Annotated in this window: 20 protein-coding genes; 13 read left to right on the plus strand and 7 right to left on the minus strand. The window is 44.0% G+C overall.

Going from position 1 to position 20,319, the window contains the following annotated elements; all coding sequences use genetic code 11:
- The first annotated feature begins 16 nt into the window (after positions 1–16).
- Complete coding sequence (locus tag ACFPFU_RS05885) at positions 17–961, plus strand: FKBP-type peptidyl-prolyl cis-trans isomerase (protein ID WP_377062472.1); 945 nt, start codon at positions 17–19, stop codon at positions 959–961.
- Between the two features lie 57 nt (positions 962–1,018).
- Here the strand turns inward: ACFPFU_RS05885 and ACFPFU_RS05890 are convergent, their stop codons facing one another.
- From ACFPFU_RS05890 to ACFPFU_RS05905, 4 genes are all read right to left on the minus strand, one after another.
- Positions 1,019–1,477 carry a hypothetical protein gene (locus ACFPFU_RS05890; RefSeq protein WP_377062474.1) on the minus strand — a complete coding sequence of 153 codons (459 nt, stop codon included), beginning with the start codon at positions 1,475–1,477 and terminating at the stop codon, positions 1,019–1,021.
- A complete protein-coding gene (locus tag ACFPFU_RS05895) occupies positions 1,474–2,400 on the minus strand; it encodes a calcium/sodium antiporter (RefSeq protein WP_377062476.1) in 927 nt (308 codons plus the stop codon). The genes ACFPFU_RS05890 and ACFPFU_RS05895 overlap by 4 nt, the downstream gene beginning before the upstream one ends.
- 13 nt (positions 2,401–2,413) lie before the next feature.
- Positions 2,414–3,067, minus strand: a complete 654-nt coding sequence (gene upp, locus ACFPFU_RS05900; protein ID WP_377062478.1) for a uracil phosphoribosyltransferase — start codon at positions 3,065–3,067, stop codon at positions 2,414–2,416.
- Positions 3,068–3,136: 69 nt separating this feature from the next.
- Positions 3,137–4,417: an OmpA family protein gene (locus tag ACFPFU_RS05905; protein WP_377062480.1), complete on the minus strand. Its 1,281-nt coding sequence runs from the start codon at positions 4,415–4,417 to the stop codon at positions 3,137–3,139.
- A gap of 177 nt (positions 4,418–4,594) precedes the next feature.
- Here ACFPFU_RS05905 and ACFPFU_RS05910 point away from each other — a divergent pair, with 177 nt between their 5' ends.
- From ACFPFU_RS05910 to ACFPFU_RS05955, 10 genes are all read left to right on the plus strand, one after another.
- Positions 4,595–5,512, plus strand: a complete 918-nt coding sequence (locus ACFPFU_RS05910; RefSeq protein ID WP_377062482.1) for an aminopeptidase — start codon at positions 4,595–4,597, stop codon at positions 5,510–5,512.
- Between the two features lie 73 nt (positions 5,513–5,585).
- The gene (hpt, locus tag ACFPFU_RS05915; protein ID WP_377062484.1) at positions 5,586–6,116 is read left to right on the plus strand and encodes a hypoxanthine phosphoribosyltransferase; all 531 of its coding nucleotides are present in this window, start codon (positions 5,586–5,588) and stop codon (positions 6,114–6,116) included.
- Between the two features lie 35 nt (positions 6,117–6,151).
- Positions 6,152–6,724, plus strand: a complete 573-nt coding sequence (locus ACFPFU_RS05920; RefSeq protein ID WP_377062486.1) for an adenylate kinase — start codon at positions 6,152–6,154, stop codon at positions 6,722–6,724.
- Between the two features lie 245 nt (positions 6,725–6,969).
- Positions 6,970–7,962, plus strand: coding sequence for a GTPase ObgE (gene obgE / locus ACFPFU_RS05925; protein ID WP_377062487.1), 993 nt, complete (start codon positions 6,970–6,972; stop codon positions 7,960–7,962).
- Between the two features lie 76 nt (positions 7,963–8,038).
- Entirely contained in the window at positions 8,039–8,623 is a 585-nt protein-coding gene (locus ACFPFU_RS05930) for a nucleotide exchange factor GrpE (protein WP_377062489.1), read from the plus strand.
- A gap of 6 nt (positions 8,624–8,629) precedes the next feature.
- Positions 8,630–9,733 (plus strand): molecular chaperone DnaJ, encoded by a 1,104-nt coding sequence (dnaJ, locus tag ACFPFU_RS05935; protein WP_377062491.1) that lies wholly within the window; start codon positions 8,630–8,632, stop codon positions 9,731–9,733.
- A 104-nt stretch (positions 9,734–9,837) separates the two neighbouring features.
- Positions 9,838–10,725, plus strand: coding sequence for a hypothetical protein (locus ACFPFU_RS05940; RefSeq protein WP_377062493.1), 888 nt, complete (start codon positions 9,838–9,840; stop codon positions 10,723–10,725).
- 69 nt (positions 10,726–10,794) lie between these two features.
- Positions 10,795–11,697, plus strand: a complete 903-nt coding sequence (locus tag ACFPFU_RS05945) for an ABC transporter ATP-binding protein (protein ID WP_377062495.1) — start codon at positions 10,795–10,797, stop codon at positions 11,695–11,697.
- Entirely contained in the window at positions 11,687–12,997 is a 1,311-nt protein-coding gene (locus ACFPFU_RS05950) for an ABC transporter permease (RefSeq protein WP_377062497.1), read from the plus strand. The genes ACFPFU_RS05945 and ACFPFU_RS05950 overlap by 11 nt, the downstream gene beginning before the upstream one ends.
- 138 nt (positions 12,998–13,135) lie before the next feature.
- A complete protein-coding gene (locus ACFPFU_RS05955; protein ID WP_377062499.1) occupies positions 13,136–14,329 on the plus strand; it encodes a sensor histidine kinase in 1,194 nt (397 codons plus the stop codon).
- 117 nt (positions 14,330–14,446) lie between these two features.
- Here ACFPFU_RS05955 and pruA read toward each other — a convergent pair whose 3' ends face one another.
- The 3 genes from pruA to ACFPFU_RS05970 form a co-directional block, all read right to left on the minus strand.
- Positions 14,447–16,078, minus strand: coding sequence for an L-glutamate gamma-semialdehyde dehydrogenase (gene pruA, locus ACFPFU_RS05960; protein ID WP_377062501.1), 1,632 nt, complete (start codon positions 16,076–16,078; stop codon positions 14,447–14,449).
- A 390-nt stretch (positions 16,079–16,468) separates the two neighbouring features.
- Positions 16,469–17,164 carry a YjjG family noncanonical pyrimidine nucleotidase gene (locus ACFPFU_RS05965; protein ID WP_377062503.1) on the minus strand — a complete coding sequence of 232 codons (696 nt, stop codon included), beginning with the start codon at positions 17,162–17,164 and terminating at the stop codon, positions 16,469–16,471.
- A gap of 9 nt (positions 17,165–17,173) precedes the next feature.
- Positions 17,174–17,557 carry an ArsR/SmtB family transcription factor gene (locus tag ACFPFU_RS05970; protein WP_377062505.1) on the minus strand — a complete coding sequence of 128 codons (384 nt, stop codon included), beginning with the start codon at positions 17,555–17,557 and terminating at the stop codon, positions 17,174–17,176.
- Positions 17,558–17,733: 176 nt separating this feature from the next.
- Between ACFPFU_RS05970 and ACFPFU_RS05975 the strand changes: the two genes are divergently transcribed.
- Positions 17,734–18,348 (plus strand): carboxypeptidase-like regulatory domain-containing protein, encoded by a 615-nt coding sequence (locus tag ACFPFU_RS05975; protein WP_377062507.1) that lies wholly within the window; start codon positions 17,734–17,736, stop codon positions 18,346–18,348.
- Positions 18,349–18,543: 195 nt separating this feature from the next.
- Complete coding sequence (pafA, locus tag ACFPFU_RS05980) at positions 18,544–20,184, plus strand: alkaline phosphatase PafA (RefSeq protein WP_377062509.1); 1,641 nt, start codon at positions 18,544–18,546, stop codon at positions 20,182–20,184.
- Positions 20,185–20,319 lie beyond the last annotated feature (135 nt).

Consider the following 20,319-nt stretch of genomic DNA (forward strand, 5'->3'; position numbering starts at 1 on the left):
CAATATAATGATTACAATGAGTAAATATGCTTTAAGTTTAGGTCTGATTCTGTTGATGACCGCTTGTTTGAAGGAAACAGAATCGGAACTTGAAAGGGCCATAGAGCGTGATAACGCCATTATGGAGAATTACATCAATAGCAACAACATTGATGCTACAAAAACCCAGCAGGGATTTTATTACCGAAAAATCAATGAGGAACCTGGTGGACCCCAGTTTGTAAACGGCGACCATGTGGGCATTTATTATGAGATAAAAACCATAGATGGGCATCTGATTGATTCCCATCTGGATGAGTCAAAAGAACCTGTTATTTTTAAAATAAGTAATGAAGGGATATGGCCCATCGTGTTGGGACATGCTGCCCTTTTGGCCCGTGAAGGGGAGGAGTTGATGGTTTATTCACCGTCTTATTTGGCCTTTGGGAATTATAGCTACCAGCAGTTGATTCTTGCCGCATCTAATTTGGTAATCAAGGTAAAATATGTCAAAAAATATTCAGAGAGCGAGCTCAGGGCGCGGGAGGAAGAAATGATTCAGCAATATATTGAGGAAAACGAGTTGGAAGGCTTTGAACTGATAGATACGGGAATCTATGCCCGGACAGTTGCAGCCGGGGACGATAGCAAAAGCCTTTCTAAAACAGGAAGCAATGTGTCCTTTAATTTTAAGCTTTATGAGCTCGGAGCTTCCGCAGTCACATTTGAGTCAACCACCGCTACCAGGCCTACAGTCTCTGTTGGAAACTCACCTCTTGAATTTTTGAATAAAAGCTTGAATGGGGTATATCCTGATGAAAAGATAGAAGTGATTGCCACCTCTTTTGCTTCCTATGACGGATCCATTCAAATAGTGCCCAAGGTAATTCGAAAGGATTTGGTGGATAAGGGAGAGCAGATTGACTTGGTGAAACCCTTTACACCTATATTTTTTGAAGCGGAAATAGTCTCCGTACAGTAAGGAAAATAGATGCCCATTTTTTTGTTCAGGAAAAGCCCGGTTCTTTGCCGGGCTTTTTTATCCCCAGACATGTTTGAACAAAGGGAGATCAACAATTTGGTGAATGGTAAGCCCAAAAAAAAGCGCCCAAAACATACCGCTTAGGGCCATGCTGAAGATGATTTTTTTCTTGTCAATGCCAAAGGATGATAAGATAATAGTTCCCCCGATAGGTGTAAAAATCAAAGGAGTAAGTGTGGCTATCCCCCATACCCCGAACTTTTGCCATATTTTAATGATGTTTCGGGTGCGTCGGGTAAACCTTTTTTGTTTTTTTTTGATTTTAATGGTCCATGTTTTTCTTATCCATTCACCCAGGTAAGTAAAGGCAATGACAGAAGTCATCATCCCCGAAACTGTGACCAGTTCGATTTCTATAATGCTGTAACCTGCCGCAGTTCCCAGCAAAGGACCTGCAATAAATTTGAACAGGCAAAGAATATAGATTCCGAAGAAAGTTGCCAGGTATTCAATCATACAATCAGGACATAAAGGTATACCAAATACAGCAACAACAAAAGTGCTCCATTGATTCTTGAAATGGTTAGATTAATTCTCATTATTGGCAAGAGGATGAGGGTGAAGCCCAGCATCCATAAAAAATCCCCATAGATAAATTCCGGTGCCACCTGAATAGGTTTGATCACGGCGGTTAATCCGACTATGGAAAGTACATTCATGATGTTGCTTCCCAATATGTTCCCTAGAGCAAGGTCCGTTTCCTTTTTTACGGCTGCGAGAATGGAGGTAGCCAATTCGGGAAGGCTGGTTCCAACGGCAATAACCGTGATACCGATAACCCTTTCACTTATTCCCCAAGTTTGAGCGATGAGACTGCCGTTTTCCACGAACAATTCCGATCCCAAATAAAGCCCGGAAGCACCCATGATGATCATGAGAAGGGACAGCCACTTTGATTTTTTTTTCAGAATCAACGCATCATCTTCAGAAAACTCCACGCGTTCTATTTTCTTGAAAAAGTACCAATTCAGCAAAATCAAAAAAAACAGCAAAACCAGGCCCTCGAAAAGACTGATTTTTCCATTAAATGCCATCAAAAAGAACAGAACAGAACTGATCAGGGTAAAGGGATAATCCAATTTTAGGGTGGACCTGGATAGGAAAATAGGATATACCAAAGCGCTCAGACCCAATACCAATGTGATATTGGAAATGTTGCTTCCAACGACATTTCCCATGGTAATATCATTGGCACCTTTCAATGCAGCAGTGATACATACCAGCAATTCAGGGGCAGAAGTACCAAACGCCACAACAGTAAGACCAATCAAGCCGGGACTTAACCCCATTCTGGCGGCGATAGCAGATGCCCCGTCAACCAGAAATTTACCTCCCAGTAAGAGGACCAATAGCCCTAGCAATAGCAAAAGATAGGTCATAACTCACGAAGTTTTAAAGTTTTGGACCAAAGGCAAGATCTCCGGCATCACCCAAGCCCGGAATGATATAGGAGTGGGCATTGAGTTCCTCATCCAGCGCACAGGTCCAAAACCTGTGAGGAACCTTAAGGTTTTGTCGGATATGATCGATACCCTCTGGCGTAGCTATCACGGAGGCAATATGGATTTCCGTTGGCGTACCGTTGTTGGATAAGAGGTTGTTTATACTTTGTACAAATGATTTTCCCGTTGCCAGCATGGGGTCTACAATGATTACATATCTGTTGTTTATCGACGGCGCGGCGATATATTTTAGATCAATTTCAACAGGCGCCTCCTTGTTTTCAAGCTCTTTTCTGAAGGCTCCGACAAAACCGCTGTCTGCTCCATCAAAAAAATTCAACACCCCCTGATAGAACGGAATGGATGCCCGCATCACCGTAATGATAACTGGCTGCTGGGTAATGAGGCTGACTTCTACTTTCTGAAAAGGACTCTCGATAGAAGATGGCTGATATTCAAGTTCCCGGGAAATTTCGTAGGCCATTATTTCCCCTAGCCGTTCTAGGTTTTTCCTGAACCTAAGCCTGTCTTTTTGACGGTGAATATCCCGTAGTTCAGCCAAAAAATGGTTGGCGATGGAGTTTTGTTGGTTTAGGATAAACATAATCGACAAATTAAAATAAAAAAACCCGATCTTTTAAGACCGGGTTTTAAATTATTTATTTAATGAGAATTATTTCACTTCAAAGCTAACTCTTCTTGCAAGCTGACGGGCTTCAGAAGATCTTCTGTCCACACTGGTGTCTTCACCATAACCTTTGTAGGTCAGTCTGGAAGCATCGATACCAGCTGCAATCAGAATATCATACACGGACTTGGCTCTTCTTTCTGACAACTTCATGTTGTAGTCTTCTGGACCGATTTCGTCGGCATAACCTTTCAGTTCAACTTGAACCCCTGGGTTTCTCTTCATGAAGTTGGCGACGTAATTGGCAGCAGAGGCGGAGTATCCAAGTGGTCTGGCACTGTCAAATGCGAAGTAAACATTTACATAACCATCGTTGATTGCTTTTCTCAGGTAGTCAACTTCTTCAACAGTATCTTCTGGCGGGCATCCGTCCAATGAAGCTGGTCCGGGAACGAAAGGACACTTGTCAAGGTGGTCAGGAATACCATCACCATCAGAATCCAGGGTTCTACCATGAGAGTCAACTCTTGCTCCGGCAGGAGTATTAGGCTCTTTATCCAGATAATCCGGAACACCGTCACCATCGGAGTCTTTCAACATGTCTCTGATTTCACCGATTTGGGTAGCCAATTCTTCCTTAGTGGCATATTTGCTCTCCCTGATATACCAGTCAGCATGGGTAGATCCGCTTCCAAGGTAGAAAGAAAGTCCAAGGGTACCTGTCCACCAAACCGCATTGGCACCGTGAATATCCTCCAAAGGAACATCACCGGCCCCATCAAAGTTGGTAGACTGTCTGCCATTGATGATGGTACTTACGTCACCGTTAAGGGCTACTCTCTCGCTTATTTTAAATTGTCCTGTAAAGCCGGTTATAAAATTGTATACCATATCGGTGTCATCGGCGAACTGGTTTTCTTTAGGAGTAATGGCTCCAATACCCGCTCCAAAGTGACCCAACAGGTTAACACGTTGGCTAAAGGTTTCCCAGTTCATTATCCTACCTAAGTTGGCAACACCCTGGAGATTTACCCTGTAATAATTGGTTTGAAATGTAGCGTAGTCGTCAGTACTACTTGCGTTTACAAACCTTCCAAAACCATAATCAAGTTTTGCACCAAATTTTTCATTGAACATGTATCTGACCCCTAGATCAGCATGTCCTAAATTTAAGGAAGGAGATAAATACCCAACGGTTAAAGGAGCCATTGGTTTATTAAATCCTCCATTGATGTCGATTGACCATTTGTTGAAGTCGTCGTCTTGAGCATTAGCACCTACTGCTAAAGCACCAACCATTAGTGTCGATAGTATTAATTTTTTCATGATAAAAAATTTTTACAACATTTCAGTGTTTAATTGATTTTGATTCCTAATTGATTTTCATTTATCAGTTTACAGTACAAATGTATATTTTTTTACGAGAACTTTAAACATCTTAGCGAATACTTTCCATAAAAACGTTTTCTGAGCCGAAATTTATAAAATATTTTTACATAAACTATGCCAATGGATATTTTATTAAAAGAAATTTTAAGTATACAAGGGGTTTCTGGTGATGAAGCCAAAATATGCCGTTTCCTTGTTGAATACGTTCTACAACGTAGTTCTTCATGGAAAGTTACGCCCAAACTATATTTTGGAGAGAAATTTCATGAAAATATAGTTTTGGTATTCGGAAAGCCCAGAACTGTTGCCTTTGCCCATATGGATACGGTAGGTTTTACGGTAAGGTACGAGAACCAATTAGTGCCCGTGGGAGGTCCTGAACTGGATGAGTCTGCCTTTTTGATAGGGGAAGATGCACAAGGGATTATTCGGTGTAAGGCGGAATTGAGAGATGGTAATATATTTCATGATTTTCCCAGGGCTATTCAAAGAGGTACATCCCTTTCTTTTGAACAACATATTTACGAAGATGACGGCTTTATAGAGGCCGCCTATTTGGATAATCGTATTGGTGTATATAATCTATTGAAATTATGCGAGACCTTGGAAGATGGAATTATTGTGTTTTCAACCTACGAGGAACATGGGGGAGGGGCAATGCCTTTTCTGATTAAATTTATTTATGAAAATTGGGGAATCAGGCAGGCTTTGATTTCTGATGTAACCTGGGTCACTGATGGTGTCGGTTTTAACAAGGGGGTCGTGGTGTCAATGAGGGACAGGTATATCCCCAGGAAGGTATACCTGAACAGGATATTGGAATTGGCGGACAAAAGCGGCATACCGTATCAGTTGGAGGTGGAGGCGCATGGCAGCAGTGATGGCCGGGAAATACAACTCAGCCCCTACCCCATGGACTGGTGTTTTATAGGCGCACCTGAGGAGAATGCACATTCCCATCGGGAAAAAGTGGCTTATTTTGATCTTGAATGTATGATAAAAATGTATCAATATTTAATGTGCAATTTGTAATGAAAAGGAAAATGTCTTTTCTTCGGATTAAAAATCGGCCCCCAGGCCTGGTCTTTCGTTTTTTATTGCAGGTATGGTGAAAATAAAAGATAGGCGTTTCGAGCCTTATATTCATGAAAGCAAGGTGCTTGAAAGGGTGTCCCTACTGGCAAAAAACATTGAAAGGGACTATAGGGGCAAAGAACCCCTGCTGCTGGCTGTATTGAACGGAAGCTTTATGTTCATCTCTGACCTTGCTAAATCCATTAACATTCCCATCGAGGTTTCATTTATTAAAATATCATCTTACCAAGCCACCAGATCAAGCGGGGAAATTAAGAAATTGGTCGGTCTGGATAGGGTATTAAAAGGCAGGGATGTCATCATTGTAGAAGATATTGTGGATACAGGGAAGAGTATGGCATATATTTTGGAAATGGTGCAAGAGCAGGAGCCTGCCAGTGTAGAAATAGCCAGCTTGTTGCTGAAACCCGCTTCCTTAGAACAACAGATAAAGATCAAATACCTGGGGTTTGAGATACCCGATGCTTTTGTTGTAGGGTATGGACTGGATTATGACGGCTTGGGGAGGAATCTTAATCACATTTATCAATTGAAGAGCTAAATTTTAATTTATTATATAGATAAAATATTACTGATATGCTTAACATCGTTTTATTTGGCCCTCCTGGCGCCGGAAAGGGAACTCAAAGTGAAAAACTGATTGCTAAATATAAAATAGACCATATTTCAACGGGAGATTTGTTCAGGAAGCATCTGGGAGAAGGCACGGAACTGGGCAAGCTTGCCCAAAAATATATGGACGAAGGTAACCTTGTGCCTGACGAGGTGGTGATTGGGATGGTGGATGACAAGATAAACGATACCAAGGACCCTCAGGGATTTATATTTGACGGATTTCCCAGAACGGTGGCACAGGCAGAAGCGCTGGATAGACTTTTAGAGAATAAGGGAATGGACATTTCCGGCATGATCGCCTTGGAAGTGCCTGAAGAAGAGCTTAAAAAAAGGATCAAGGAAAGGGGAAAAACATCGGGAAGGGTGGATGACCAGGTTGATGACAAGATCAATAACAGAATAAAAGTGTACCGGGACGAAACCCTTCCTGTAGCCAACTACTACGAGAAACAGGGCAAACTTTCACAAATTCATGGTGTAGGCGGGATCGATGAAATATTTTCAAAGATATGTAAGGTGATAGATAATTATTGATCCTAAAAAATAAATCTTAAATTTGCATTCACTTTTGAAATTGGCTAGGCTGTTGATGCTTAGCCAATTTCGTTTGTAGCATATGCGGGAAAATAAGGGCTTGTACCAAAAAACGGATGTATCGCCGGAGAATACAAAGCCATGTATGGTTAAATTACCCTGGGGAAATCAGCTTCTTTACTTTACGGTTGTTCAGTGAGAAACGATTTTCTGTTGAAGGGACTTCATCTTAAAACACCAACAGCGTGTCGGAATCAAATTTTATAGATTATGTGAAGTTTTGCTCCCGGTCAGGAGCGGGGGGAGCGGGGTCTGCCCATTTCCGCCGCGAGAAACATGTTCCCAAAGGGGGGCCTGACGGAGGGGATGGGGGAAGAGGCGGCCATATTATATTAAAGGGGAATGCCCAGCTTTGGACCTTGCTCCATCTAAAATACAAAAAACATGTCATTGCCGAGAGTGGAAAAGGTGGGGAGGGAGGAAAGAGAAAAGGGGCCAATGGACAGGACGTCATCCTTGAGGTGCCTATCGGCACCGTTGCCAGAGAGGCTGAAACGGGACAAGTCAGGTGTGAGATCACAGAAAACGGACAGGAATATATTCTGACGCAGGGAGGCAGGGGAGGTTTGGGCAACGACCATTTCAAAACTGCAACCAACCAAGCTCCGCGTTATGCCCAACCCGGCGGAGAAGGGATTGAGGAATGGATAATCCTGGAACTGAAGCTACTGGCAGATGTAGGATTGGTAGGTTTTCCCAATGCGGGAAAATCCACGCTGTTGTCAAGTATCTCGGCCGCCAGACCCGAAATCGGCCATTATCCCTTTACCACGCTCGTGCCGCATCTCGGTGTGGTTTCTTATAGAGATGACCGTTCATTTGTGATGGCGGATATTCCCGGTATCATTGAAGGTGCGGCAGAAGGCAGGGGGTTGGGGCTCAGGTTTCTGAGGCACATAGAACGAAATTCCATATTACTTTTCCTCATTCCAGCGGATGCTGAACACATTGGCAACCAATACCGTATTCTGTTAAATGAACTGAAAAAATACAACCCTGAGCTTCTGGATAAGAAAAGGCTGCTTGCGGTTTCAAAATCCGATATGTTGGACGAGGAACTTATGGATGAGTTGAAAACAGAAATACCTAAAGATCTGCCCTTTCTGTTCATTTCTTCCGTTACCGGTTACCATCTCAACGAATTGAAGGATATGATTTGGAAAGCTTTACAGGAATAATGCCAGAATGTCATACTGATCCAGTGTGGCAGGTTAATTGATTAATGTATAGAGATTTTTAAAACACAATAAAATAATGGAGGAGAAAGATAAATTGGAAAAAGAAGAAGAGGTAAATAACACAGAAACAGTCGAAAATCCGAAAGAAGAGGCGCAAATGGCCTCCGGGGATGTGTCGGGTGGTGACAATACTTCCGAATCAGAGGAGGACGATGAAGACAAATTGGCAAAAGAAAACGAAGAATTGAAAGATAAATATGTCAGGCTGTATTCTGAATTTGAGAATTACCGGAGAAGGACAGCGAAGGAGCGGCTGGATTTGATCAAAACAGCTTCCGAAGACGTGCTTAAGGAGCTTCTTCCGGTATTGGATGATTTTGAACGTGCCTTCAAAGCTGAGGGGGATGGTGCGGAAGACAACAAAGCCAGCGAAGGAAGCAGGCTTATCTATAATAAAATGGTGAAAATTTTGGCATCGAAAGGACTTGAGCCCATGGATGGTTTGGTGGGAAAAGAGTTTGATGCTGAATATCATGAAGCCATTACCCAGATCCCAGCCCCAAGTGAAGAGCTAAAGGGGAAAATTGTTGACGTAGTGGAAAAGGGGTACACTTTGGGGGACAAGGTGGTTCGCTACGCAAAAGTGGTAATAGGAAATTAAAATTTTATGGGAAAAAGAGATTATTACGAAGTTCTCGGGGTTTCAAAAAATGCCAGTGCGGAGGAGATTAAGAAAGCATATAGGAAAATGGCCATCAAGTACCACCCGGACAAAAACCCGGGAGATGCCACAGCAGAGGAGAAATTCAAAGAAGCTGCTGAAGCCTATGAGGTATTGAGCAACGCCGAGAAAAGACAGCGGTATGATCAATTCGGACACCAAGGCCTCGGTGGTAACGGAGGCTTTGGAGGCGGAATGAACATGGATGATATCTTCTCTCAGTTCGGCGATATTTTTGGAGGCAGCGGTTTTGAGTCCTTTTTCGGAGGCAGCAGGAGTTCCAGAAGAGCTAAAAAAGGCACCAACTTACGGGTAAAGTTAAAGCTGAACCTGAAAGAGCTGGCCAACGGCGTGGAGAAAAAAATCAGGGTCAAACGCCATGTAGTGGCCGAGGGGGTGACGTTCAAAGACTGTCTTACCTGCCAGGGTAGTGGGCAGGTGAAAAAAGTGGTAAATACCATGTTGGGTCAGATGGTGTCTGCCAGTACTTGCCCGGTTTGCGGGGGCAGTGGCCAGATTGTCGACAAAAAACCTGCTGAAGCAGATGATAAGGGACTGGTTGTGAAAGAGGAAATCATTCCCATCAATATCCCTGGCGGAGTGGCTGACGGTATGCAGCTAAGCCTGTCTGGTAAAGGAAATGAGATTCCCGGTGGTATCCCCGGAGACTTGTTGATTCTGATTGAGGAAATAGAAGATGAAGTACTGGTCAGGGACGGGAACAATGTGGTATATGATCTTTACGTGAGTTTTGTGGATGTGGCACTTGGCACCACCCTTGAGGTGCCCACCATCGATGGGAAAGTGAAGATTAAACTTGAACCCGGCACCCAGAGCGGCAAAATACTTAGGCTGAAAGGAAAGGGGATCAAAGAACTCAACGGTTACGGAAGAGGTGACCAGCTCATTCATGTCAATGTATGGACACCCAAGCAGGTTACCAAAGAAGAAAGAGAAAAACTGGAATCATTGAGGGATTCGGAGAATTTCAGACCTAATCCGGGAAAATCCGAAAAAAGTATCTTTGACAAAGTGAAAGAGTTCTTCTAATGAATTCTAATGAAGTTTTTCCAATCAAAAAGGGCCTCGGGAATTTCCGGGGCTTATTTGCTTCAAATAACAACCTTTTGGGAAGGGGGACGTATTTATTCCGTATGTTTAAGGGATTTATTCTAGTTTTCTATCTGGTTACGGGACTGATAGGATTTGCGCAGGCCCAGATTGTCAGACAGTTTGAAGTAAATGAAAAAAACGGCGTCAACCTGGTCAATTTTGATTTTTTCTGTTACAAGGGGGTTTCATCCCTACAAAGGGATTACCTGGGTATTCCCTTGAGGGCCCGTGCAGAGCTTGGGAAAGTTAACATCCTTCCTGCTTTCAGTCATGATTTGACTGATGGTGTCCTTAATGCCCATCTTGAGCATAAAAATGTTGAATCCGAGAGTTTAGGAAGAAACCTTTCTTATAAATTGTTTTCCGGCAAGGATGCTGACTTTGACCACAAATGGGACATTGGCCTGGATGCCAACTATTTATATAATTTAAACCTGAATTTTGGAATAGGCAAGGCCAACCTGGATTTTTCAAACCTGCCGATTTCCAACTGTAAAATCAAAACAGCATCTACGGATGTATTTTTGGCGTATTCCAAGAAGATCCCCAACTCCGTGATGATGGACTCCCTCTTGATCACCATCAATATGGGCTCAATTTATGCAGAGGATTTGCATTATTCAAATGCGAGAAATCTGATATTTGACGTAAACTATGGATCTGTAAACCTTTCGTTTTCTGATATGATGGCGGAGGCGAGCCAAATTTCTACCATTGTGGGGGCTGGCTCGGTGAATATCAGGCTTCCTTCCGAAAACCTCCCTTATCTGGTAAAAATAAAATCTACAGCCATGTGCAGGACCAAGGTGCCCAAGCATTTAAAGGAAGTGGGAAATAAGACATACGTGAGCAGGGGATATAGGGAGGAGGCCAAAAATCTTATGACCTTTTTGATAGATGTTTCGGTAGGTTCAGTATCTTTGGAATAGGAATTTATAGGAAATGTACAGTAGATTTTAGGCGTTTCCGGCAATCATTTATTCAAAATTTTAGGTTTCTTGGAAATTTTAAAAATCCGGTCGCTGAACAAAACTTACGGCAATCATGTGGCCCTTCAGGATTTTGATTTGGAGGTGGAACAAGGGATTGTGTTCGGGCTATTAGGCCCAAACGGTGCGGGAAAGACCACACTGATCAGGATCGTGAACCAAATTATTGACAAAGATTCAGGCTCGATTTGGGTAAAGGGAGTCCCTTTAAGGATGGAGCATGTAAGAAATATCGGCTATTTGCCGGAAGAAAGAGGCCTGTATAAAGGCATGAAAGTCCAAGACCAGTTGCTATACTTTGCTCAGATAAAAGGGCTGAAAAAAGCAGAAGCAAAAGCAAAGATTGATCTATGGATAGGGAAACTTGGACTTGAAGAATGGAAGGACAACAAAATACAGGACCTGTCCAAAGGTATGGCCCAAAAAGTGCAATTCATTGCTACTGTAATCCATGAACCCGACCTCCTTATATTGGACGAGCCTTTTTCCGGATTTGACCCCCTCAATGCGGAAACAATCAAAAATGAAATCCTGGAACTGAAAAGAAAGGGAACGACGATTATCCTTTCAACGCATAGAATGGAGTCTGTGGAACTGCTCTGCGATCATATTGCCATGATCAACCGCTCCAAAAAGATACTGGATGGCACGATAAAGGAAATAAAAGCACAATCCAAAACCCACCTCTTCCAAGTAAGGATTATACCAAATGATGACCGGTTTGTCCCCCCCTGGGGAGATGTGACCGTGCATGAGGACCACCTCAGTTTCGAAATTCCTCTCAACGGACAAAGGCCCAATGATTTACTAAAGGAAATGATGCAGTATGGGGAAATTCTGGGCTTCCATGAGATCATACCCAGTATTGAGGAAATCTTTATTCAAAAAATCAACGAAAGCCATGCCGAATAAAGTTCTTCTGGTAATTAAAAGGGAGTACCTTGCCCGGGTAAAGAAGAGGTCATTTCTGCTGGCTACCCTGATTACACCTTTGGTCTTCCCTACCATTCTTGGTGTGTTTCTCTGGATAGCCATGAGCGATATTCAGCAGGATTCCCTGAGAATAATCGAGGTGGTGGATGACAACAATACGTTTTTTTTGGAAAGCAATGACCTGTACATGTTTTCTTATGGCGGTCTGGACAGGGATGACGCCAAGGAACTTGTCCAAAAGGGGAAGAGGTATGGTTTTTTGTATATTCCCAAACTCAATATGGATAAACCCACAGGCATTACCTTTTATACGGAAGAAATACCCGGGCTTACCATGATGACTAGCCTGGAAAACAATCTCAAAGGGAAAATTGAAGAACAAAAGCTGTTTGCTTCAGGGATCGATCCCGAAATATTGGCTTCTCTGCAGACCAGGGTCAATATCAGATCCATCATCGTGGGACAACAAGGCAATGAGAGGATATCCAATTCGGTAGTCAACTATGGGGTAGGCTTCCTTGCAGGCATATTAATATACACCTTCATATTTGTATATGGCAACCAGATCATGCAGGGAGTGATTGAAGAGAAGTCCAGCAGAATTATCGAGATATTGGTTTCCTCATTGAAACCGTTTCAGCTAATGATGGGAAAAATCATCGGTATTGGCGCGGTGGGCCTTACCCAGTTTCTGATATGGATCCTGTTGATCAGTGTGGTTTCTTCCCTGGTGATGGGCTATTTTGGCTTGCAGATGCCGCAGCAGCAAATGATGGATTTGCCTAACCAGGGGAATTACGTGTTGGGAGAGGATAAAGAAGATTTGTTCCAGGTGTTACAGCTTATCCAAGGTATTGATTTTTACCAGTTGGTGATGGCCTTTTTAATCTATTTTGTGGGGGGATATATGCTGTACGGTGCTTTTTTTGCCGCCATTGGAGCGGCAGTGGATACCCCCTCTGATGCGCAGCAATTTATGTTTCCGGTGACTATACCCCTGCTCATCGCCTATATGGGCTTATTTATTTTCGTATTGGATGATCCCAACAGTAAGGTGTCTTATTGGTTGTCTGTCATCCCTTTTACTTCCCCGGTCGCCATGATGGGGCGGATAAGCTTCGGGGTTCCCTGGGATCAACTTGCCCTTTCCGTGATGTTATTGGTGTCCGGATTTTTGTTTACTACCTGGGTGGCGGGAAAAATCTATCGAATAGGTATCCTGGTTCATGGCACAAAAGTAGGCTACAAAGTGTTGTGGAAGTGGCTAAGGGAAAGTTAAGGGGCCTGCAAATCAATTGCCGGGAGTTGGTAAATAATCGCCAGTAACCTGAAAATGTCTGCACACAGGGCAATATTAGATGCTGTTTATTGTTTCTCTTTTGGAACTTAGCTAAGTTCGGGGGAAGTATCGCTACACATGAAAAACACATTTCAAGATTTGGCTTCTTTGGACCTTTACCAAAATAAAGGCAAAGTGAAGTGGGCCATTTTTGCTTTTTCGCTGATCATCAGCGTGGGATCTATTTATTACACCAATACCTTGGTGGAGGAGTTGAAGATAAGGGAAAAAAGGCAGATTGACCTCTATGCCGAAGCATTGGAGTATGCCTCTGTTAATTCTGACAACCTCACCTTCATATTCCAGGTGATCATACAGGAAAACAATTCCATACCTGTAATCACCACGGATGCAGATGGTAACCCCATAGAATATAAAAACATCAAATTTCGAAAAAACAGCACCGAGGAGGAAAAAAACGCGCAGCTTAGGGCTGAACTTTCGATGATGAGAACCCTGTATGAGCCCATCAAGCTGCTTGATGATATTTACATTTACTACCGGAATTCAGATCTATTGACAAGGTTGCAGTATTATCCATATGTCCAATTATCCGTGATCATGGTTTTTGGACTGCTGGCTTATGCTTTTTTTAACCAGTCCAAGGTGGCGGAGCAAAACCGCTTGTGGGCCGGGCTGACCAAAGAGACGGCCCATCAACTTGGAACCCCTTTGGCTTCCCTGATGGCTTGGATAGACTATCTGAAGAACTCACCGGTGTATGAAGAAAACAAAGAAGTGATTTTGGAACTTGACAAGGATATCCAGAAGCTGAAAATGGTGACGGAAAGGTTCAGTAATATAGGGAGCACGCCAGTAATAAAGCCGGAGAATGTATATAAAGTAGTGGAAGAGGCCATCAACTACCTCAGACCCCGGCTTTCCAGTAAAGTGAGCATACATTTTAATACCCACGCCGAAAATATATATGCCATGATCAACCGTTCACTGTTTGAATGGGTGATAGAAAACATATGTAAAAACGCCGTTGATGCGATGAAAGGGCAAGGAGCCATAAGGATCAGTATCGTGAAGGAAAGCGAGAAATTTGTTTTTGTGGATATTGAAGATACCGGAAAAGGGATGGAGAAAAATATGTATAAAAAGGTGTTCAATCCGGGGTATACCACCCGTCAAAGAGGTTGGGGTTTGGGACTTACATTGGCCAAAAGGATCATCGAAGGATACCACAACGGACGGATTTTTGTCAGTTACTCGGAACTGGGAAGGGGAACGACTTTCAGAATAGTATTGCAGGGGGTAAGGGAATGAGCTTTAACAGTAATCAGGGCGCATATTCATCTTCTTTTTGACTGTAAAAAAACCCACCCAAATTGATCCCCGTTTAATGATGAACTTTGGTGGCTAAAACCAATACAACGTGCCCATTTATTCTTCCAAAAATGGATATCTGTAATCCCTGGGACTCACAAAGGTTTCTTTGATGGTCCGTGGAGATACCCAGCGCAGCAGGTTGATCATAGAGCCGGCCTTGTCGTTGGTGCCTGAGGCCCTGGCCCCTCCAAATGGCTGTTGCCCCACCACGGCACCGGTTGGCTTATCGTTGATGTAGAAATTACCCGCCGCATGACGGAGTTTGGTGGTGGCCAGCTCAATGGCGTAACGATCCCTGGAGAATACCGCCCCTGTCAACCCATATGGCGAAGTTTGGTCTACCAGTTCAAGGGCTTCCTCATAATGCTCTGCATGGTAAACATATAGGGTCAATACAGGGCCGAAAATCTCCTCCACCATTGTTTTGTACATGGGATCCTGCACATGGATGACAGTGGGAGCGATAAAATATCCCGTTGATTTATCATAATTCCCTCCGGCTACGATTTCCACGTTGGAGTCGTTTTTGGCCTCGTCTATATAGCCGGTAATTTTGTCAAAAGCCTTTTCGTCGATGACCGCATTGATAAAATTGCTAAAATCCTCCGGTCCGCCCATTTTCATGGAATCAATGTCTGCCAATAAGAATCCTTTGACCTCCTCCCATAGATTGGAAGGAATATAGGCCCGTGAAGCGGCACTGCATTTCTGTCCCTGGTATTCGAAAGCCCCTCTGGCAAGTGCTGTGGCCAGCTCTTTGGCATCAGCAGACTTGTGGGCGATGACGAAATCCTTGCCCCCCGTTTCGCCGACTATCCTTGGATAGGTTTTATACCGGGAGATGTTTGCACCGATAGTTTTCCAAAGGGTCTGAAATACACCAGTGGACCCGGTGAAATGAAGCCCTGCAAAATCGGGATGGGAAAACACCACATCTCCTGCTGTGGGGCCGTCGACATAAATGAGGTTGATGATCCCGTCGGGGAGCCCGGCTTTTCTAAAAACCTCCATAATTACATTGGCAGCGTAAATCTGGGTATGGGCGGGCTTCCAGATCACGGTATTTCCCATCATGGCCGGGGCAGAAGGCAGATTACCCGCAATGGCCGTGAAATTGAAGGGGGTAATGGCCATAACAAAGCCTTCCAATGGCCGCTGCTCGGTTCTGTTCCAGATACCGGCGCCATGTATAGGAGGTTGCTGGGCATAGATTTCGGCCATAAACTTTACATTGAAACGCAAAAAATCTATCAACTCGCAGGCGGAGTCAATTTCTGCCTGATACACGTTTTTTGATTGTCCCAACATGGTGGCGGCGTTGATCTTATCCCGGTAGGGCCCAGCCAGCAAATCCGCCGCTTTGAGAAAAATAGCGGCTCGTTGTTCCCATTGCATGTTTTCCCATGCGGCCTTTGCCCCCAGTGCAGCATTAATGGCCTGCTCCACATGACTGCTGTCTCCTTCATGAAAATATCCCAGAAGATGCTGGTGGTCATGGGGAGGAGAGAGTTCTTTTTTATTGCCCGTTCTTACCTCTTCGCTTCCTATAAACATAGGAATGTCGACCACTTTTGAGCGGGCATCGTTAATGGCGGCTTGCAAAGATGCTCTTTCCGGTGATCCCGGAGCGTAGTTTTTGACGGGTTCGTTTGTGGGGTCAGGGACATTGAAAAAACCTTTTAACATAATAGTTTGGTGTTAGCGTTGATGAATTAGGTTGTGTACAAATATACAAAATAAGATGGGCTTCAAAGATTCTGCGCGACTAGCGTTGATCAAGGATCAATTTTCCGGTTGATGAATGAATTTATTATCCACTAATTCCACTGATTAACACTAATTTCGTGGAAGGAGGCTAGGGCGTTGAACCGTTTTTCCCAATAATAGCTTCACCCAAACTATCCTCATCCTTCGTGCTAATTCCCCGGTATTAGCCGGGCCAGGCGGCGTAAACTTGTCCAAGCCTGACCCGAATTTGTTTCGGGGGACTTGTTTCGGAATTCGAGGACAATCAGGCATTCCGTGAAACTGGCAGTTTCATAAATAGATAGCACGGACATCATATTTGACTTGAAATTAGAGGATGGTTTTGATTTCGCTTAGGCAGCGGATGGTATAAGTAGGCCGAAGTGTAATTTCCTTATCTCCAGGGTTATAATACATCTGGTCTATAGAGGCGTTCTGGGCACCCAGTATGTCCGAATCAGGGTTGTCGCCTATCATCAGACAGTCTGAGGGACTGGCCTTCAGCTTTTCCAAAGCATATTGAAAAATTCTTTTGTCCGGCTTCCTATAGCCAGAGCTCTCCGAGGTCACTATCAGGTCAAAATAACCATGGAGGCCGGAAGCGGAGAGCTTCGCATATTGGCTCTCATTGAAGCCATTGGTAATGACATGCAGACAATATTTTCTCTTGAGATAAGCCAGTACATCGAAAGAATAAGGCAGCACTTTGGCCTTAGAAGAAGTGATGCAGACAAATTCTTCTTCCAGGGAAGCTGGGATGGGATGACTGTCAATCCTGGCCAGACTGAAAATTTTTTTGAACCTGACTTTTCTTAAACTGTCCTTGTCCAAAACCCCCTGATTAAAAAGAATCCATAATTCCTGATTGATCTTCTGAAAAGCCGCGAAGAAATCCTCAAAGCACAGCTTTCCCATTTGCTGTATCTCATATTTTCCATACAACTCCTGCAGGGATTCCTTCACATTTTGGTCGTAATCCCAGAGCGTATGGTCCAGATCAAAGAAAATATGTTGGTATGTTTTCAAAACACCTTTTTATTTTCTGTACGGATTGTTCTGGATTTTGTTGATGGCAAGTTCTCTGTTTGAATGCAAAATCTGATAAATTTCCTGATCCCGGATCAGGTTTGTGTCTTTTTGGATAAACTTAAAAATCTGGCTAATGATTTCCTGGGCCTCATCCAGAATGTAGTAAAACGTCCATTGATCCACTTTTTTACTGCCCAATAATCCCGCATTCTTTAAATAAGTGAGGTGGCGACTGGTTTTTGTCTGGGTGAAATCCAAAATGTGTTCCAGATCGGAAATGCAGAGCTCTTTATTGAGCAGCAGCAGATGCAGGATCCTTACCCGGGCCTCTTCGGAAAGGGCTTTGAAAACCCTCATGCCATAATTTAAACTTATGTTTTTTAGCCGCATTTAATTAACTTTAACAATTAAAATCAGTTGAAGTTAGTAAAATCACGGGGAAATAGCGTATAATCGTGTTTCCAAATGCGGTTTTGCTGTAACAAGTAACTACCGGGACCGTTTATTGAAAAAAGGATAAGAAACAGCAGATAGTCGTGAAGCAAAGGTTTACCATATTATTTATAATGTTATTGGCATTTTTTGCATGGCCGGAAGGCCTCTTGGCTCAGGATGACCGGGACCGAAAAATCGTCCAGCTTTCGGGTATTATCCTTAATGCAGACAGTACCGTGGCCATTCCAGGGGTAAATATTTATGTTCCCAAAAAAGGCCGGGGTACAAGCAGTAACCGTTTTGGTTATTTTTCTATGCCTGTAGTGGCCGGCGACAGCGTGGTGTTTTCCTTTATCGGTCTGAAAAGGCAGACCTTAAAGATCCCAGAGGATATAAAAGAAGACAAGTTAAGTTATATTCTTACCATGATCGAAGATGAAGTGGCGCTGGCCGAAGTGGAAGTGATGCCTTATCCGACGGAGGAAGAGTTTAAAAATGCGATTCTCGCCATGAATATGGATGATGAAATACCCCTAAATAGAGGGAATCTAAGCCCACAGTTGCTTTTGAGATGGGCTGAGGAGATGCCGGCTTCCGGTAATGAGAATTTCCGCCACTTTACCAATCAGCAGACAATGCAGAACATGGACCGCTATGGGCCCAGACCTTTACCGCTGCTTAACCCGTTTGCCTGGGCGCAGTTTATCAAATCCATCAAAGACGGCGACCTGAGAAGGAGGGATTAGAAAACGCCGGTGTTCCGCATTAACCTTGTTGAGAATTTGATGAAATCCCGGGGTCATCATCTTTTCCTGTAGATGGTTCGAATTTGCAGATATCATAAGACCGAAAGGTTTTAAACCAAGTACTTTATTTTTGTTGTCCCACTTAGTTACGATTCTCTATATTTGTTGCCGTCAATCAAAACAATAGAAAAACTCATGAAAAAAATACTTTTATGCTGCTGCATGATTTTGTCACAGTGGAGTTATTCCCAGACAGCTGTTCCGGAAAAAGTCGACAGGCCAAAACTTGTAGTCGGCATTGTGGTGGATCAGATGCGCCAGGAATATTTTTACAGGTTCTATGACAGGTATACTGAAAGGGGATTCAAGAGATTCATGTACGAGGGTTTTATGATGAGCAATGGCCACTATAACTATATTCCTACCTACACAGGTCCGGGCCATGCTTCCGTTTATACAGGTACCACCCCGGCCAGCCACGGCATCGTCGCCAATGACTGGTATGTGAGAAAGCTGGGCAAAACGGTTTATTGCGCGGAAGACAGCACCGTGACGGCGGTAGGAGGAAGGGAGAGAAGTGGGAAGATATCTCCCAGAAACATGCTGACCACCACCATCACCGACGAACTGAAGTTCGCCACGGGTAAGCGTTCAAAAACCATTGGCATTGCCATCAAAGACCGGGGGGCCGCATTGCCCGCGGGCCATTTGGGCGAAGCGTACTGGTATGACGGGGGGACGGGAGAGTTTATGACTTCCAGCTACTATAAGGAAACCTTACCGGAATGGGTGGTGGAATTCAACAAAAAAGAACTTCCTAAAAAATACCTCTCCCAAAAGTGGGAGCCTTTGTTTCCCATAGAAACCTATGTCCAAAGCACAGTGGATGACAATGAGTTCGAAGCCCCCTTTATTGGAATGGAAGGGACAGCCTTTCCTTACAACCTGCCTGATTTAATGGAGCATAACGGCGGGCTTGGCCTTATCAGTTCTACCCCTTTTGGGAATACTTTTACATTGGACATGGCTTATGCAGCTTTAGATGGCGAGCAGCTGGGCAAAAGGGGCGAGACCGATTTTTTAGCGGTAAGTTTTTCATCCCCGGATTATATCGGCCACCGTTTTGGACCGTCTTCTGCGGAAGTGGAGGACAATTACCTGCGACTTGACAGGGAACTGGCGGCCTTTTTTGACCACTTGGACAAGGAAATAGGCGAAGGCGAATACCTGGTTTTTATCACAGCGGACCATGGCGTGGCTGATGTGGTCAGGTACATGCAGTCAGAAAATGTGCCGGCAGGCAGTCTGGATACCCGGTTTGTTTTGACACAACTTAAGGGCTTTACCAATGAGCAGTACGGGGAAGGCAACTGGATCATCAATTATTCCAATGAACAGATTTTTTTAAACCGGCCATTGGCAGAGGAAAAGGGCCTTGACCTGGAGCAAATGCAAAAGGAGATCGCCACGTTTATGCTGAGGTTTGACGGAATCAAAGAAGCCTACACGGCCAGTGATATGATCAGGCTGGAATATGCTTATGGGAAAAGAAATCTGCTGCAAATGGGCTTTAACCACAAGGCTTCAGGGGATGTGCTGCTGGTGCTGGAGCCTGCCTGGCTCACCAATTCCGTACGGGGCACCACGCATGGCACAGGATATACCTATGACACGCATGTGCCCATCGCGTTTTATGGATGGGGGATCAAGCCGGGAAGCAGCAGCCGCTATGCTACCATCACCGATATCGCGCCGACTTTGTCTGTCTTGCTGAAGACACGCCTGCCTAATGGTGCTACCGGTCAGCCTATTTATGAGATTTTGGATGGAGAATAGAAGTGTGAAGGAAAAAAAAGGAGGGACCACGGATTGGCGCGGATTTGTTTTTGGAAAACTGATTAGGAGCTCTCGGGGAATTTAATCTGTGGGAATCTGGGTAATTTGTGGTTAAAAAAAGTGGGACCACGGATT

The organism is Negadavirga shengliensis, from assembly GCF_042652345.1.
Classification (GTDB): domain Bacteria; phylum Bacteroidota; class Bacteroidia; order Cytophagales; family Cyclobacteriaceae; genus Negadavirga; species Negadavirga shengliensis.

What these genes read in the sequence shown, in the direction of transcription:
- hpt (WP_377062484.1), top strand. Translation starts at nt 5,586, where the DNA reads ATGGTGAAAATAAAAGATAGGCGTTTCGAGCCTTATATTCATGAAAGC.
- ACFPFU_RS05905 (WP_377062480.1), bottom strand. Translation starts at nt 4,417, where the DNA reads ATGAAAAAATTAATACTATCGACACTAATGGTTGGTGCTTTAGCAGTA.
- ACFPFU_RS05920 (WP_377062486.1), top strand. Translation starts at nt 6,152, where the DNA reads ATGCTTAACATCGTTTTATTTGGCCCTCCTGGCGCCGGAAAGGGAACT.
- ACFPFU_RS05950 (WP_377062497.1), top strand. Translation starts at nt 11,687, where the DNA reads ATGCCGAATAAAGTTCTTCTGGTAATTAAAAGGGAGTACCTTGCCCGG.
- ACFPFU_RS05890 (WP_377062474.1), bottom strand. Translation starts at nt 1,477, where the DNA reads ATGATTGAATACCTGGCAACTTTCTTCGGAATCTATATTCTTTGCCTG.
- pruA (WP_377062501.1), bottom strand. Translation starts at nt 16,078, where the DNA reads ATGTTAAAAGGTTTTTTCAATGTCCCTGACCCCACAAACGAACCCGTC.
- ACFPFU_RS05910 (WP_377062482.1), top strand. Translation starts at nt 4,595, where the DNA reads ATGCCAATGGATATTTTATTAAAAGAAATTTTAAGTATACAAGGGGTT.
- ACFPFU_RS05930 (WP_377062489.1), top strand. Translation starts at nt 8,039, where the DNA reads ATGGAGGAGAAAGATAAATTGGAAAAAGAAGAAGAGGTAAATAACACA.
- ACFPFU_RS05940 (WP_377062493.1), top strand. Translation starts at nt 9,838, where the DNA reads ATGTTTAAGGGATTTATTCTAGTTTTCTATCTGGTTACGGGACTGATA.
- ACFPFU_RS05895 (WP_377062476.1), bottom strand. Translation starts at nt 2,400, where the DNA reads ATGACCTATCTTTTGCTATTGCTAGGGCTATTGGTCCTCTTACTGGGA.
- ACFPFU_RS05955 (WP_377062499.1), top strand. Translation starts at nt 13,136, where the DNA reads ATGAAAAACACATTTCAAGATTTGGCTTCTTTGGACCTTTACCAAAAT.
- ACFPFU_RS05885 (WP_377062472.1), top strand. Translation starts at nt 17, where the DNA reads ATGAGTAAATATGCTTTAAGTTTAGGTCTGATTCTGTTGATGACCGCT.
- ACFPFU_RS05975 (WP_377062507.1), top strand. Translation starts at nt 17,734, where the DNA reads ATGTTATTGGCATTTTTTGCATGGCCGGAAGGCCTCTTGGCTCAGGAT.
- pafA (WP_377062509.1), top strand. Translation starts at nt 18,544, where the DNA reads ATGAAAAAAATACTTTTATGCTGCTGCATGATTTTGTCACAGTGGAGT.
- upp (WP_377062478.1), bottom strand. Translation starts at nt 3,067, where the DNA reads ATGTTTATCCTAAACCAACAAAACTCCATCGCCAACCATTTTTTGGCT.
- ACFPFU_RS05970 (WP_377062505.1), bottom strand. Translation starts at nt 17,557, where the DNA reads ATGCGGCTAAAAAACATAAGTTTAAATTATGGCATGAGGGTTTTCAAA.
- dnaJ (WP_377062491.1), top strand. Translation starts at nt 8,630, where the DNA reads ATGGGAAAAAGAGATTATTACGAAGTTCTCGGGGTTTCAAAAAATGCC.